Raw genomic sequence first — 13,911 nt, 5'->3', positions numbered from 1 at the left:
CCAACAGAGAATTTGTTTCTGGTGCTACTGCTATGTCGTTTTGCCTATCTGCCCTCAAAATCCACTACACCCCCATGGTGAGCTAACGACTAACCCCTCCGACCCTCCACCAAGGCCAGCTAACTATGCCGTCACTAGAGGGACGTTTCCTTGACGGGACTTTTTTGCCAACAGGATTCCAACAAGGAGATTTGATACATTGACCAAAAATGGGTCAGCCGCCATGTTGCCTTTGACTCTCGACTGAAAATGGGTTGATTCAAGTAACAAAACCAGAAACGAGATACTTGTCTGAGCTTCCAGAACATGGTCGGTTTCCTCCTAAAACATTGAGTTGATATGTTCACAAAAGATTTGATCTGCTGTTGACCACCCACCACTATCCAAATTGTCCCACTGGTTTTTGGAAACGGGACAAATTCTTTACACCTTGTAATGCAAGCTTTTACACAGCGTAATAAACCCTGTTTATCTCTCCGATAAGATTTTCTGGGGCCTACTCCCCAATTTACGTGGTAGCTTGTGGAAGCTTGTAACAAAAATCTTGTCCGCCTTTTTGTACTATGTTGCGGATGAGTGGGACTGCCGAAGACTCAGGGATTTATTTGCTGAGGTTTTCACTACCACCCTCTGATGCAATCAGGGTTTGCAGTCCTTGACCTTTACTTCTAAGTCTATGAAAGGAATTAACGTTTGTCGCTCGATCGCCGGTGTTATTGGCACAGCGAGTTTGACAACCCTGGTTTGGGGTAACTGCCCTTCTGGATTGTTGGCCTTAAACGCCATCACCAAAGCGGATGCTCCGACAGCCGTTTCAGAGAATAATTCTCCTCTAGCTCCCTTAGAATCCTCCGTTACCGCCGCTTCTTCTGAGCCGGCATCCACTTTCCAAGACACCGAACTGATTTCTTTAGTTCCCCACCAAGGCCCGGAAAATCGTTTAGCTGTTACCCTGCGGGTGAATCAAATTCCCGTGGTCACCTTTTTGGGCACTGCTGCCGAGTTGACCGCCCTGGGCAATGACCAAGCCACCGACACCATGGAACGGGCCCAAACCGTTGCCCGTCGCCTCGACGAACTGAGCGGGGCTAAGTCCTTTGACCCAAGCACAATCAAGGTGGATCTAGATGCCGCGACCAAGCAACTGGTGGTCAAATCCGCCGACGAAATTCTCCTGACTATCAACAAAAATACTGTTTTACCGGAAAAACCCCTCTCCGCCCCGGAAACGGCCCTGCAAACCGCTAACCGTCTCCGCCGCTTGTTGGGGGGAGCAGAACCCATTGTTGCCTTACCGGCGGCTCTGCAAGTGGCTCGGGTTAATGCCTTTGATGCTGCTACAACAATTAAAAGAATTAAGGGAGGCATTGCTTCTTGGTATGGCCCTGGATTCCATGGGCGACGCACTGCTAATGGTGAACGTTTTAACCAAAATGCCCTAACGGCGGCCCATCGAACTTTGCCCTTTGGCACTAGGGTGAAGGTAACCAATCTCCGTAACGGCCAGTCTGTGGTGGTGCGCATCAATGACCGGGGGCCCTTCACTGGGGGACGGGTAATTGATCTGTCCGCTGGAGCAGCCAGGGCGATTGGGCTCCATAGCAGTGGGGTGGGTAATGTGGCCCTGGACATTGTGCAGTAACAGTTAAAAATCCATAATTCTGGACTATGCTATTGCTCCCCAGCATAACGGCCTGTTTGCTTTCCTCTGGAGGCTTGGGGGCACAATCAACCCTGGCACAGTTCATGGTCAACATTTGGATAAATTAACCCCTGCCGATCTGCTTTGCCCATGGCGATCGGAGGGTTTTTGCTTTGGTGATTGATGGAGGCCCCCACCGTATCCTTGGTAGTTGTTTTAGGCAGAATTTCTATGACCACCTTTGCCCCCGCCATGGCTTTGTAACAAAACTATACATACAATGGGGGGATGGCCATGCCCGCTCCATTACCGCCCCGCTGATGCAGATTGAATCGAAAACAAACTCTAATGTCCGTTCTGGGTTGACCTTGATTGCGCCTTTTTTCCTGTGGGGAACGGCCATGGTTGCGATGAAGGGGGTTTTGGCAGATACCACGCCCTTTTTTGTGGCAACGGTGCGCCTGATACCAGCGGGGATCTTGGTCTTGCTCTGGGCCATGGTACAAAAGCGTTCCCAACCGCAGGATTGGCAGGGCTGGGGCTGGATTATTTTATTTGCCCTGGTGGATGGCACCCTTTTCCAAGGATTTTTAGCCCAGGGGTTGGAGCGCACAGGGGCAGGCTTAGGTTCGGTGATTATTGATTCCCAACCGATCGCCGTGGCGTTGCTGTCCAGTTGGTTATTTAAAGAGGTGATCGGCGGTTTGGGCTGGCTGGGACTGCTGTTGGGGGTAGGGGGCATCAGCTTGATTGGCCTGCCGGATGAATGGTTCTATCAGCTTTGGCATTTGCAAAGCTTGACCATCAACTGGAGTGGATCTGCGTTGGTGGACAGTGGCGAGTTATGGATGTTGCTGGCGTCCCTGTCCATGGCGGTGGGCACGGTGCTGATCCCCTTTGTCAGTCGTCGGGTGGACCCGGTGGTGGCCACGGGCTGGCATATGATCATTGGGGGTTTACCCCTATTGGCGATCGCCCTGGTGGAAGATCCCCAACCTTGGCGCCATATTGATCTGTGGGGTTGGGGTAATCTGGCCTATGCGACGGTGTTTGGCAGTGCCATTGCCTACGGGATCTTTTTCTACCTCGCTTCCCGGGGTAATTTGACCAGCTTGAGTTCCCTCACTTTTTTAACACCTATTTTTGCCCTCAGCTTTGGTAACTTGATTTTGGGGGAACAACTTAGTGCTCTGCAATGGTTAGGGGTAGCATTTACGTTGGTGAGTATTTATCTAATTAATCAGCGGGAACGGTTAAAGATACAACTGCGGGGCATGTGGAGTTTGGTTCGTAAACCCGTAGTGAACGATTAATTTGCCAATTCGGGGCTATTTCAGCCATTTTCTCAAAAATAATCAAATTTCTATCTATCTTTTTTACTATTCAATCCCAAATCCCCAGGAAATTTGCCCTATGGCCATGGAGGTAAAAATTTGCGGTTTACGCCATCCCGCCCAAGCCCAGGCGATCGCCGCTTTGGGATTCACAACCCTGGGATTTATTTGTGTGGAAGCTTCCCCCCGTTACGTCAGCCCCAGGGAAATTGCATTGGTTCTGCAAAGCTTAACTGCCCATGACAAGCTATCGGCGATCGGGGTGTTTGCCAATGCTTCCCTGCCAAAACTGGGGGAATTTTTAGCCCAAACCAACCTGAACGGTATCCAGCTCCACGGCGATGAAACTCCCGAGTTTTGCCGCCAGGTTAAACAAGCATTTCCCCAACATCGGTTGATCAAAGCTCTCCGGTTACGGCAATCGGAAGACTTGGCACAGGCTGAAGCTTATTACGATGCCGTGGACGTTCTCTTGCTCGACGCCTACCATCCGCAACAACTGGGAGGGACCGGGCAAACCCTACCCTGGCAGAAGCTACAGCAATTTCGGCCGCCCCTACCCTGGTGGTTAGCGGGGGGGTTAACTCCCACCAATGTTCCAGACGCCCTAAACCTACTCCGGCCAGACGGCATTGACCTGTCCAGTGGGGTAGAAAAGGCCCCGGCGGATAAGGATTTGGCGAAAGTTACCCAGTTACGGGCTCAATTGGATACCCTCGCAGGTTTGCTCGATGAAAATCATCCTGAAATAACCTAGGCTTTTTTAGACCGATCGCCATGGGTAGGACAGGAGGGCGCACTCAAACTACGGTCTAACCAACCTTCTGCCTGTTGCACATGGGTTAATGCTTCCTGGGGATTATCTCTGAGCAGATACACCAATGCCGCCGCCAATTCTTGGCCAGCCTGGGCTTGACGGTTACCCTTTAAACGATGCCAATCCTGGGGGGCGATCGCCAATCTTTCTGCCAGGGCCTGGGCCAATTCTAGGGCGGAAAGTTCGGGGTGACTCACAAGGGAAGAGGTTTGGGAAGCAAAGGGAATCATGGTTGCAAACTGCTGGGAAAATTACGAATACCAAACCACGGATGGCTGGTTAACTGCCTTGATTATGACCTTTTTTGCCGGGAGTCTGTTGGAAATTGTCCCAGCTCTCCTGCCCCTGAAAACTAAAGTGCCCGGTCCATTCCCCCCAAGAAGAAGGCAGTTTTCCTCGCGTTGTGTTTTGGCTGAATTTTGTCCAAAAAGAAAGCCCAGGCAAAGTTCCCCAGGCTTCCTCCAATGCTTATTTTTTGACTATGGGCAAATGAGCTGCTCCCACCACTACACCAGCCTCAGTTCTGGATATTCGCTGATAATATCGTTGCTGGTGAGGGTATCTCCTTCCTCTTGGGGCGTCCATAGCACTTCGATGGCCAAGAGGCGATCGCTACTGATGCCCCCCAGGGTTTGCAGAGATTGTTTGAGCTGACTGGAATCATTAACTTCCGGCAGGGTCAGATTACCCAGGGATGCGGCAATGATGGTGACCAAAATATATTCCCCAGCACCATCGGGAACGGCATCGGGACTATCTCCACCAATGGCCGGTGCCCTTCCCCCTTGACGTAACTGATTATTAAAGTTGCTCAGGGTCTCGTCAGTGAATTTGCTCCGTTCAGTGAGGGCCAATTGATTAAAGGCGGCTTCGGCGGCACTCAAACGAACCTTATCACTCTGACTGGAACCATAGACCCAATATTCAGGATGGCGTAGCAGAGCCAAAGTCGCTTCCTGGAGCACGAGGGAACGACCATTGGCCGTACCGGTATCGGCGGAAAGGGCCAATTCATCTAGTTCTTTTTTTAATTCTTTTGCACTAGCAAGTAGTCCCACCTGAATTTGGGCAATACCAACTTGGGGATCATTGCCCGTTAAGGCGCCGCTCCCTTCACCACTGCCTCCGCCACCATTGCGAATAGCATTGATCACCACATTGGCGATCGCAATCATGACTAAAATGCCAAAGATGCCGCCGAATCCTCCCCCAAAGCCAAAGAAGGGAATTATGAAGGGAAAACCAAAGCCCCCTCCCCCATAGGTGCCACCGGAACGATAGGAGCCACCGCTGGGGCCGCTGTAACTACGACTGGGGGCACTACGGGTGGGAGCCCGGAAAGAACCGCCCCCAATGCGGCCACCACTGCGCCGAGCTTCTGCTGAAAAGGTGGGAGTGAAGACGAGGGTAAAGGCCAGGACAAAAATAATCACCACCGAAGTGCCCCGCACCCAGACCGATCGCCAGGTAATATTTTTGGGTAGGGGTAAATTCTTGAGCATCTTAAGCATGGATAGAGAAACTTTGCTACTTTGATCTGGAAACACCACTGACGGGATCGGTAGGACCCTGCTAAATCAACGGACAAAACTCCGTCTACTCCTCTAGGGTAACGGATTCTTCCCAGGGACGAATAGAAACTCTGTATTTTTTTTTGCTAATCTTGCCACTGGATCCACCAGGAGTCACGAAAAAACGGTACTGATTTTTACAAAAAAACTTTTGAAGAACATGTTAAAAGTGTCTGGCTAGCCTTATAAATGAAACAAAGACCAGATCATTGCACGAGGAGTACCAAGTTTGAAAAAAGTAGAAGCGATTATTCGCCCCTTTAAACTAGACGAAGTAAAAATTGCGCTAGTAAATGCAGGGATCGTTGGTATGACGGTCTCCGAAGTTAGGGGCTTTGGCCGTCAAAAGGGTCAAACAGAGCGTTACCGTGGCTCTGAGTACACCGTTGAGTTTCTCCAAAAACTCAAAATTGAGATTGTCGTCGATGAAGAACAGGTTGACATGGTTGTTGACAAGTTGGTATCGGCGGCCCGCACTGGCGAGATCGGTGACGGTAAGATCTTCATCAGCCCGGTGGATTCGGTGGTGCGGATTCGGACAGGGGAAAAGGACACCGAAGCTATTTAACTCTTTTTGAGATTGAGATCTGCTTTCAGTTTCCTGGTAAGGTTGGGCCCGCTGGGGCTGTTTTGCTCTCTTCGTCCCAACTCCCTGTCCATCACCAGCCATCAAAAGCTGTCGAATTTTAGTTCAGACCACCGGTGGATGAGTTTGTCAAAGGCTTGTCCCCGATGGCTTACCTGTCGCTTTTCTGCCTTTGTCATTTCTGCAAAGGTTTTTTTGTGCCCTGGTAGCCAAAAAATTGGGTCATAGCCAAAACCGTGGTCGCCCCTCGGACTGTGGGTGATTTCCCCCGGACAAATCCCTTCACTGCTCAGTTGAATACTGCCATTGGGAGCGGCGATCGCCACCACACAGATGAATTGGGCCTGTCTTTGGGTGACTCCCTCCATGGCCTGGAGCAGTTTAGCGATTCTTTCCCCATCGGTGTTACCGTAACGGGCGGAATATAAACCCGGTGCCCCTTCCAATGCATCCACTGCCAAACCAGAATCATCGGCGATCGCCCATTGATTTAACGCTTTTGCCACCTGGGAAGCCTTTAAGCAAGCATTTTCATAGAATGTGCTGCCGGTTTCCTTCACCTCAATTTCCGGGGGTTTGAGGGCTAACTGGCAATCAAGGCGATCAAGATAAGCTTGCATCTCGGCTAATTTGCCCGGGTTTCCCGTGGCGACAATTAAGGTGGACATGGTTTTTCAGGGTTTTATGGGTCGCTCAAAAAGTTTTTTAGGGGTAAAAATTAGCCAGAGCCTCTGGGTTAATATTCTGCTATTCTGTATCAAAGATGCTGGTGTAGCTCAGTGGTAGAGCAACTGATTTGTAATCAGTCGGTCGCAGGTTCAAATCCCGTCACCAGCTTGCTTTGAAGTCATTGAGCCATTGACACCTAAGCACTCCGCATGGTCTGCCATAGAGCCTTGTATTGGTTCGCAGTGGCCCGGTTCAGAGGAGCAAGGAATTCGCAACGTTCCAACAACTCCGGCGAGAAAGCCAGCAAAGGATTGGTGGTCAGGGAAGCAATGTCCAAGTTTTGATAGGGCACCGCCAAACCCTGGCTAAAAGTAGCCATTTGCTCCAGGCTGGATGGCTGGGCAGAAAAATTTAACCATTCATAGGTAATTTCAGCGGCTTCAGCTTCGGTGGGCATCGTCCAAAGATCAGCCCAGAGGGAAGTTCCAGAGGTGGGAATAATCGCCTTTAACTCCGACTGATTTCTCAGCAGGGGAATGATCTGGCTCGACCAACCCACCGCCAGCCAAACATCTTTGTTGAGCAAGGCTTGGAGGTAATATTTATTACTGTAAAACTTTACCTGGGCCGCCAATTCCTGCAAAGCAGGAGTCAAAGTTGAAATCGCGGCGGGATTGGTGACATTGTAGGAATAGCCCAATTGCTTTAGGGTCAAACCGATCGCCTCCCTGGGATCATCCACTATGGCAATGCGTTGCCTTAACTCCGGCTGCCAGAGGTCGGACCAATCCGTCGGTTGCCAACCCAAATCAGCAAAGGGTTGTTGGCGGTAAATGATCATGGTGGGGCCCCAGCGGTAGGGAATGGCCCAAATTTCTCCAGCTTGATCCGGTAAGCCCTGGTAGTTGCGTTGCCCCAGTAATTGCCAACGGGGCGGCAGAGTTGACCATTGACTCAGTTGGGACGAAGCAAAGGGTTGGATCAAACCAGTTTGGATTGCCCGTTCCAGCCAGACGCCTCCCCCGGTAACCAATTGGGAGGGGGTTTGAACTGGCTTAGTGCCTGGTCGATTGCCCCATAACCCTGGGGATGAATCTTTCTCTTCGGGATCGTGCCAGGCCTGCAAATTGTCAAACAAACTCTGGAGATTGGCGATCGCCTTGAAATTGAGGTCTTTCCCCTGGGGAAACTGCCGCTGAAATTGGCCAATTAACTGGGGGGGTAGGGAGCGATTCAAAAACTGTACTTCTTGGCCATTGCTTTGCCCGGGCCAACATCCCCCCAAACCAGTGGCAACCCCTACCGCGGTGGCGGCCTGGAGAAAATGACGGCGGGAGTACAGGGGAAGGGGCATAAACAGAACCCTCAAATTAATTGAGTCACTAACGGGAGTGCATCGAGCCAGGCAAATCGGAGTCAGACCAGCACAAGGGACTACTTTTCCCTAGGGCAACTCCACCGAAGTTGGCTTAGCAATGTGGGGCAGACCCCAGCCTAATTTCTCCCGCAGGATACGGAAAAACTCCGGGTTTTGCAAGCGAATAAACTTGGCAGCGTAGGGAGATTTCGATAAATGCACCCGATCCTCTGGCAACACATAGCAACCGCCATTGCCATCCACCACCAGTACCATGCGGTTGGGGGTAGCGGGAAAAATGGTCACCGGCTCTAGGTCAGAAAATACTAAGGCCCGGGAAGCTAGGGAGTGAGGACAGATGGGAGCTAACTGGAAAACCGGCACATCGGGGGTGACTACGGGGCCTCCAGCACTGAGGGAATAGGCTGTAGAACCGGTGGGGGTAGAAACAATGATGCCATCGGCGGCAATGTCCACGGAAGCATGGTGACCCACTTGAATTTCAAAATGGCACATGCTGGTCAGAGGTTCTCGGTGCAATACCATCTCATTGAGGGAAAGGGCTTCCCACAGCAGGGTTTCCTCCCGCATTAACTGCACTGTCATCATGGAGCGACTTTCAATTTGGTAATCGCCGTTGATCAATTGCTCGATCGCCGTGGGGAGTTGGTTGAGGTAAATTTCGGTCAAAAAACCCATGTGCCCCGTATTGATAGTCAGCAGGGGAATGCCCAGGGGGGCTAACTGACGAAAGGCCGATAACACTGTACCATCACCCCCCAGTACGATGGCAAAGGGCATAGACTCATCAAAATGGGGGGGAGTCAGATGTTCGATGCGGGTGTGGCAGATGGGGCGATCGGGCTGGGAATAGCCCAACAGGCCGCCGGATCCAGTTTCCACCACCACAGTGAACCCACTGTTTTGTAGTTGCTCTTGTAATTCTTGGGCAACGCTACAGGCGGTGGGCTTATCGTCGTTGAAAATAATGCCGACTTTTGGCACAGGGGCGAGATCCTAGCGAGTCAGGGGACAAGGAGCGGACAAACTGAAGAGAAAACGAGGTTATCTAAAAGTATCAAATTGTCAATCAAACTAGTCAAACTAGAAAAAGAAATTATTTTTCTTCTTTTTGCCATCGGTTTGGGTGGGGTTGACCTCGTAATCCAATTCTTTGAGCTTTTTGATGATGCGCCCAAAGTATTCCTGTAGGTAAGATTCTAGGGTGGTGGTTTCCTTCGGATCAAGACCAAATTGCTCATACACTGGGGTCATGTCTGCCGTCAGGGCCTTACCACTGGCCAAAACTTCCGCAAACGCCAGGCGATCGGAGGCGTTATAAGTCCACTGGAAAAAGCGAGTCAAGCTCCGCATGAATCTTAAAATCGCCATGGGCACCTGGGAAATGCGGGCCGTATTGCCGGACATCCTTTCACACAGTTGAATGACTTCCGTTGCTCCCCAAGCCCGACTGCCCACCACAGGATAGGTTTGACGGGCCACGCTGTCCAATTCCACCGCCCGCACCGCAAATTTGGCCACATCCTGGGTGTTCATGTAGGCGATCGGGGTATTTTCGCCGGTTTGCCACACTGACTGATTATCTAAAATCGGAATGGCATATTGACCAATCAAACCCTGCATAAACCCCGCCAATTGTAGGACGGTGTAGTCTAGATCTGTCTGGGCTAAAAATTTCTCGGTACAGTGTTTGATGTCCATCAGGGGAACTTTGGGATATTCCGCCGCCCGCAAAATGGAGAAAAAGACAAATTTTTTGATGCCCGCTTTTTGCACAGCCCGGATCAGGTTAAGCTTACCTTCCCAGTCCACTTGGCGGATGGTGAGGGCATCGGTGGCCTTGGCGGTGGAAGCATCGATCACAGCGTCGATGTTTGCTAGGGCGGGGGGCAAGGTTTCCGGCTTACAAATGTTTCCCCCCACAATGATGGCTCCCCACTCTTTAAGAAAAGTTGCTTTTCTCAGACTACGGACCAGACAAACAACGGTGTGACCTTGATCGATCGCCTGCCGAACAATTTGCCTGCCGAGGGTTCCTGTGCCGCCTACCACCAAAACTCGCATCTTAATTTTCTTTACAAATTTTAATACTTTGCTAAATCCTATCAGACTCTGACAATTATGGGTATTGGGGCCAGCCCCCAGAAATTTGTTCTTCTACCCTGGCACAGGCCCCAATGTCAATGCAGTTCAGCTAAAGCAAAACTAACCTCTACACAGAACAGGACAAGGCAACTCCGTCCGATCCGGCGGTAGGAAGCAGGGCAAAAGCAAAAGCGGTTATTTTCAAGGAGTTTGACGTTCCAGCAAACCACTCGGGCCAGCCTGTTGACAATATTGCAAAAAGGTAGAAAAAGCTTCAGGGCAGTCCACTTCGATAATTTTGCCGCCGATTTCGTCAAAACTTTCATTACGGCATTGACGCCACATGGGAGTGAGCTTAATGGTGATGGTGGGCAAGGCTTCGTTGTCCATGCGCCGGAGCTTGACAGAAAAATCCCTGTCCCGGGGCCAATCGTTGGGAACACTCACACAAATGCCGCTACGGGTTAAATCAAAGGATACCCCCACTAATTCCCCTTCCATATCGAATACTTGGCAAAAGGCCAACATCCGCTCTTCCCGACGTCGATCCTGTACTCCTTGGAGATGGGCAATGGTCAGGGCTTCTTGGGAGATGGGAGGTGGAGAATCTTGAGCCATAGAGATTATTTCCTCAGTCAAATAGTTTTACCTAGTCCATGGGCCTGGTTGACCACAATTGTAGTCATTTACCGGATCGATCGCCGTTTTTACCGGGGCTGTTGGGCAATTGTTTATGGCGGGGAGTAATCCATAGATATTTCCCCAGTCAGGGCTTTGGGATCAGTACTGGGAAGGGACTAATTTAGGGCCCAGGCCGGCAAAGCACTGAAGCCAGAATTGGTGAGAATTAAGTTAGGCGGGGGAAATCATCATGGCTAATACTCCCCAGAGTCGGCGGGGACCATCTTGACTGCTAAAGAAAAATAATTCCGTCAGCAAGGTGAGGAGGCGATCGGGGGTGGGTGCTGGTAGGGGAATATGAGCCTCTCCCCCCTGTTTTTCCACATAGGCCTGCCAAGCGGAGGTGAATTTTCGAGCGTACTCACTTAAAAGTACGGTTTGTAAAGGATTTTTGCCCTGTTCCTTTGTCTGCTCAACTAAACTGACCGATCGCCGCAACAATTCCTGGTAATGGGCTCCCAAATAGGTGATCGCCATGGCCAAAAGTCTAATTCCTTCTACATCTAGTTGGCCGGGGGCAACAGCAGGAACAGGATATTTCTTAGTCAAAGATTGACCTGTTGTCGTAGGTAACGAAATTGTTTCTAGGGTTGTTGTCCAGGTGTCCTGATCCACATCCGTCAAGGCGACCAATGCTAACAAAAGCTGGTCTAGGTAGCAATTCATTTGTCGCAGTTGTTGACGATTAGGGACAGTGGCAAAGGAATGGGGGGGAGCGGGGCTAGAGGCGAACTGGGCAAGAACCATAGAATCTCAGGGACCTGGAGGAATGTTAATGAATGCATGACATGCATAGGATAGCGAATTGAGCCGAAGTAATGGTTTCCCCTGGGATAAATATATTTTGCCCCACTGTCCCGGTTAATTTTGCCGCTAATCCGGGCAAAAAATCATTGTTTTTCGGAAAGGTGAACCCGTAGCTAGCTTGTATTGTCCAAACCTAACTCATCATTGTTCCATACCGGGCCAAAATTTCTAGGACAAAACTCGCCAGAGGTCAAGGCTTAATTTTTTTAGAGGGAAAAATTCCCCGGCTAAACAATCAAAAAGTTGAAAAAAAAAGTTTTTCAGCTAAGGTTTAATGTTATATTTTATCCCATGTAGACTTTTGAAAAAAAACAAGTCCCCGCAATCAAGTATCATTCAACGGAAAAAATAATCCCATGCCAAACGCCTCCACCGCACTAACCGGCAAAGCATTACTCAATAAAGTCAAAGAACTATCCCATCTGCCCCGTCGAGAAACAGCGAAAGCCTGTGGTTACTACTCCACTTCCAAGGAAGGACAAGTGCGGGTTAATTTGACCGACTTCTATGACGCAGTTCTAGCGGCCAAAGGGGTTCCCCTCGATCCCTCTGGTACCAAAGATGGTCGGGGTCGTGAACCGACATTCCGAGTTAGTGTACACAAAAATGGGCAAATTGTTATTGGCTCCACCTACACCCAAGAAATGGGTCTGAAGTCCGGTGATGAGTTTGAGATCAAGCTTGGTTACAAGCATATTCACCTGAAGCAAATTACCGATAGCGACGACGAAGAGGAAGTATAAATTTCTCGGCTGTGGTTCCCTAAGCAAGGGGATCTAGGTGCTTTTTCGCCGGGGGGGAGACCTGAAACAAAAAGGTTTCTCCCTTTTTTTATCGATTAGGGATGACAGCGGACGTACTGTCAAGCTGGCCCTTGCAAGTTTTGCTTTTTTTCAAAAAAAATTGGTGATCGCCAGTGGGATGGGTCGATGGAAAATTTGATGGAGTTTTGGCAACCATGGCCAGGATCGTTGAAAATTACTGTTTTTCTGACTGGCTGGCTAGTGCTGTGGTATCCCATTGCCCTGGTGCTGGGGCATAAACTAGCTTGGCAACCCTGGCAGGCTGTCACTCCGGAGCAAAAGCTCCCTTTGGTGTTATCTCTTTACCTGGTTTCCCCCCTACCCATCTGGGCGGTAACCCAATTAGATAGCCAATCCCTCCAGGATTATGGATTATCCTTTACCCCCGACCAGTTACTTTCTTTGGCGATCGCCGTGGGGGTGGCGGTGTTCGGTTTGGGCTTAACTTTGGCGGTGCAGGGCAAAATTGGTCTGCTGCAATGGCACAGGGAAAAACTATGGGATTTGGTTAAACTTTCTCCCCTATTTCTACTCTTGGCCCTGGCGATCGCCTTGGTGGAAGAGCTAATTTTTCGGGGCATTTTCCAAAATCAATTGCAACAGGATTTACCAGTTTGGGCAACGGCAATGGCAATCAGCGCTATTTTTGCCATGCTTCATCTGCTCTGGGAACGACGTTTAACAGTCTATCAATTGCCTGGACTATGGTTATTGGGCATGGTACTGGTGTGGGCCCGTTTAGTGGATGGCGGTAATCTGGCCCTGGCTTGGGGATTGCACGGGGGATGGGTCTTTGCCTTGGCGGCCTGCGATGTCACCGGTTTAATCACCTATCCTTCTCCCGCTGGTAACCTTTGGGTGGGAAAGGCCAATCAACCCCTGGCGGGGCTAGCCGGTATTGGTTGTTTACTGCTTACTGCCCTGGCGATCGGGCTATTTCTCCACATTTTCTCCCTTTGGCCTGGGGTTTAAAGGCTCAATTACCAAAAATGGATTTGGTATGATGGTTGCCCGTTGCCCCGTTGTCTTCTATTTTCCACCTATGCCATTGCCCTTGTCGCAAAAATTTGCTGGTTTTCTCGCCCGTCGAAGCGTCCGCTTTGGTGGGAGTTTGATTTTAATCCTAGGGTTAAACCAGGGCCTAATCGGCTGTGGCGCTAGCAAAGCAAATCAATGCCGGCAACTGATTCTAATTACCAAACAGATGGCGGAGGAAGGGGCTAAATATCGAGATACCACTTCAGCGGCAGAAGTACTCAAAATTGCCGATGCGTTCGATGCCACTGCCACTAAGGTAGAACGACTTAGTTTAGAAGATCCCATCCTAGCCAATTACCAAGGTGAATTAGTAGAAATTTACCTTGGTAATGCAGAAGCTACCCGCAACATGGTCCAAGCCTTGGAAAGTAAGGACATTTTAACTGCCCAATTAGCCCAAAAACAGGTGACCACCATCGGTCAGCAGGAGCAACAGGTAATCACCAACATCAATGTCCATTGTCAGCAGCCCTAGGCCTACAGACTCTAGCCGTTTTTTA

General features: G+C 50.2%; 17 protein-coding genes and 1 tRNA gene. 9 read left to right on the top strand and 9 right to left on the bottom strand.

Annotation, left to right across the window (positions count from 1 at the left end):
• Positions 1-676: 676 nt before the first annotated feature.
• Positions 677-1,642 (top strand): septal ring lytic transglycosylase RlpA family protein, encoded by a 966-nt coding sequence (locus tag IQE94_RS08445; protein ID WP_212717440.1) that lies wholly within the window; start codon positions 677-679, stop codon positions 1,640-1,642.
• Between the two features lie 86 nt (positions 1,643-1,728).
• On the opposite strand, the gene IQE94_RS08440 is transcribed toward IQE94_RS08445, so the two are convergent.
• Complete coding sequence (locus tag IQE94_RS08440) at positions 1,729-1,896, bottom strand: hypothetical protein (protein ID WP_212722389.1); 168 nt, start codon at positions 1,894-1,896, stop codon at positions 1,729-1,731.
• Between the two features lie 66 nt (positions 1,897-1,962).
• Between IQE94_RS08440 and IQE94_RS08435 the strand changes: the two genes are divergently transcribed.
• Both IQE94_RS08435 and IQE94_RS08430 read left to right on the top strand, forming a co-directional pair.
• The gene (locus tag IQE94_RS08435; RefSeq protein WP_212722344.1) at positions 1,963-2,955 is read left to right on the top strand and encodes a DMT family transporter; all 993 of its coding nucleotides are present in this window, start codon (positions 1,963-1,965) and stop codon (positions 2,953-2,955) included.
• 100 nt (positions 2,956-3,055) lie between these two features.
• On the top strand, positions 3,056-3,733 hold the full coding sequence (locus IQE94_RS08430) for a phosphoribosylanthranilate isomerase (RefSeq protein WP_223343148.1): 678 nt from the start codon (positions 3,056-3,058) through the stop codon (positions 3,731-3,733).
• Here IQE94_RS08430 and IQE94_RS08425 read toward each other — a convergent pair.
• On the bottom strand, positions 3,730-4,023 hold the full coding sequence (locus tag IQE94_RS08425; RefSeq protein WP_223343147.1) for a DUF6439 family protein: 294 nt from the start codon (positions 4,021-4,023) through the stop codon (positions 3,730-3,732). The genes IQE94_RS08430 and IQE94_RS08425 overlap by 4 nt on opposite strands.
• Positions 4,024-4,299: 276 nt before the next feature.
• On the bottom strand, positions 4,300-5,304 hold the full coding sequence (locus tag IQE94_RS08420; RefSeq protein ID WP_223343146.1) for a DUF1517 domain-containing protein: 1,005 nt from the start codon (positions 5,302-5,304) through the stop codon (positions 4,300-4,302).
• Positions 5,305-5,593: 289 nt separating this feature from the next.
• Here IQE94_RS08420 and IQE94_RS08415 point away from each other — a divergent pair, with 289 nt between their 5' ends.
• Positions 5,594-5,932, top strand: a complete 339-nt coding sequence (locus tag IQE94_RS08415) for a P-II family nitrogen regulator (RefSeq protein ID WP_028949278.1) — start codon at positions 5,594-5,596, stop codon at positions 5,930-5,932.
• A 101-nt stretch (positions 5,933-6,033) separates the two neighbouring features.
• Here IQE94_RS08415 and rdgB read toward each other — a convergent pair whose 3' ends face one another.
• A complete protein-coding gene (gene rdgB / locus IQE94_RS08410; protein WP_223343145.1) occupies positions 6,034-6,618 on the bottom strand; it encodes an RdgB/HAM1 family non-canonical purine NTP pyrophosphatase in 585 nt (194 codons plus the stop codon).
• Between the two features lie 97 nt (positions 6,619-6,715).
• Between rdgB and IQE94_RS08405 the strand changes: the two genes are divergently transcribed.
• Positions 6,716-6,787: transfer RNA gene (locus tag IQE94_RS08405), tRNA-Thr, on the top strand.
• 28 nt (positions 6,788-6,815) lie between these two features.
• Here the strand turns inward: IQE94_RS08405 and IQE94_RS08400 are convergent.
• The 4 genes from IQE94_RS08400 to IQE94_RS08385 form a co-directional block, all read right to left on the bottom strand.
• Positions 6,816-7,973 (bottom strand): extracellular solute-binding protein, encoded by a 1,158-nt coding sequence (locus tag IQE94_RS08400; protein WP_212717430.1) that lies wholly within the window; start codon positions 7,971-7,973, stop codon positions 6,816-6,818.
• A gap of 90 nt (positions 7,974-8,063) precedes the next feature.
• Positions 8,064-8,981 (bottom strand): NAD(+) kinase, encoded by a 918-nt coding sequence (locus tag IQE94_RS08395; protein ID WP_212717428.1) that lies wholly within the window; start codon positions 8,979-8,981, stop codon positions 8,064-8,066.
• Between the two features lie 99 nt (positions 8,982-9,080).
• Positions 9,081-10,061 (bottom strand): NAD(P)H-binding protein, encoded by a 981-nt coding sequence (locus IQE94_RS08390; protein WP_212717426.1) that lies wholly within the window; start codon positions 10,059-10,061, stop codon positions 9,081-9,083.
• A 222-nt stretch (positions 10,062-10,283) separates the two neighbouring features.
• A complete protein-coding gene (locus IQE94_RS08385) occupies positions 10,284-10,700 on the bottom strand; it encodes a hypothetical protein (protein ID WP_223343144.1) in 417 nt (138 codons plus the stop codon).
• A 38-nt stretch (positions 10,701-10,738) separates the two neighbouring features.
• On the opposite strand from IQE94_RS08385, the gene IQE94_RS08380 reads away from it, so the two are divergent.
• Complete coding sequence (locus IQE94_RS08380; RefSeq protein WP_223343143.1) at positions 10,739-10,888, top strand: hypothetical protein; 150 nt, start codon at positions 10,739-10,741, stop codon at positions 10,886-10,888.
• A gap of 46 nt (positions 10,889-10,934) precedes the next feature.
• Here IQE94_RS08380 and IQE94_RS08375 read toward each other — a convergent pair whose 3' ends face one another.
• Positions 10,935-11,510, bottom strand: a complete 576-nt coding sequence (locus IQE94_RS08375; protein ID WP_223343142.1) for a DUF3038 domain-containing protein — start codon at positions 11,508-11,510, stop codon at positions 10,935-10,937.
• A gap of 416 nt (positions 11,511-11,926) precedes the next feature.
• Between IQE94_RS08375 and IQE94_RS08370 the strand changes: the two genes are divergently transcribed.
• The 3 genes from IQE94_RS08370 (at position 11,927) to IQE94_RS08360 (ending at position 13,886) form a co-directional block, all read left to right on the top strand.
• Positions 11,927-12,313: an AbrB family transcriptional regulator gene (locus tag IQE94_RS08370; RefSeq protein ID WP_020862256.1), complete on the top strand. Its 387-nt coding sequence runs from the start codon at positions 11,927-11,929 to the stop codon at positions 12,311-12,313.
• A 186-nt stretch (positions 12,314-12,499) separates the two neighbouring features.
• Positions 12,500-13,345, top strand: coding sequence for a CPBP family intramembrane glutamic endopeptidase (locus tag IQE94_RS08365; protein ID WP_223343141.1), 846 nt, complete (start codon positions 12,500-12,502; stop codon positions 13,343-13,345).
• Between the two features lie 82 nt (positions 13,346-13,427).
• The gene (locus IQE94_RS08360; protein WP_223343140.1) at positions 13,428-13,886 is read left to right on the top strand and encodes a hypothetical protein; all 459 of its coding nucleotides are present in this window, start codon (positions 13,428-13,430) and stop codon (positions 13,884-13,886) included.
• Positions 13,887-13,911 lie beyond the last annotated feature (25 nt).

Source organism: Synechocystis sp. PCC 7339, from assembly GCF_019924095.1.
In the GTDB taxonomy this organism is placed as follows: Bacteria; Cyanobacteriota; Cyanobacteriia; order Cyanobacteriales; family Microcystaceae; genus Synechocystis.
Note: the sequence above shows the minus strand (reverse complement) of the source record. Positions and strands in the feature narration are given on the sequence as shown.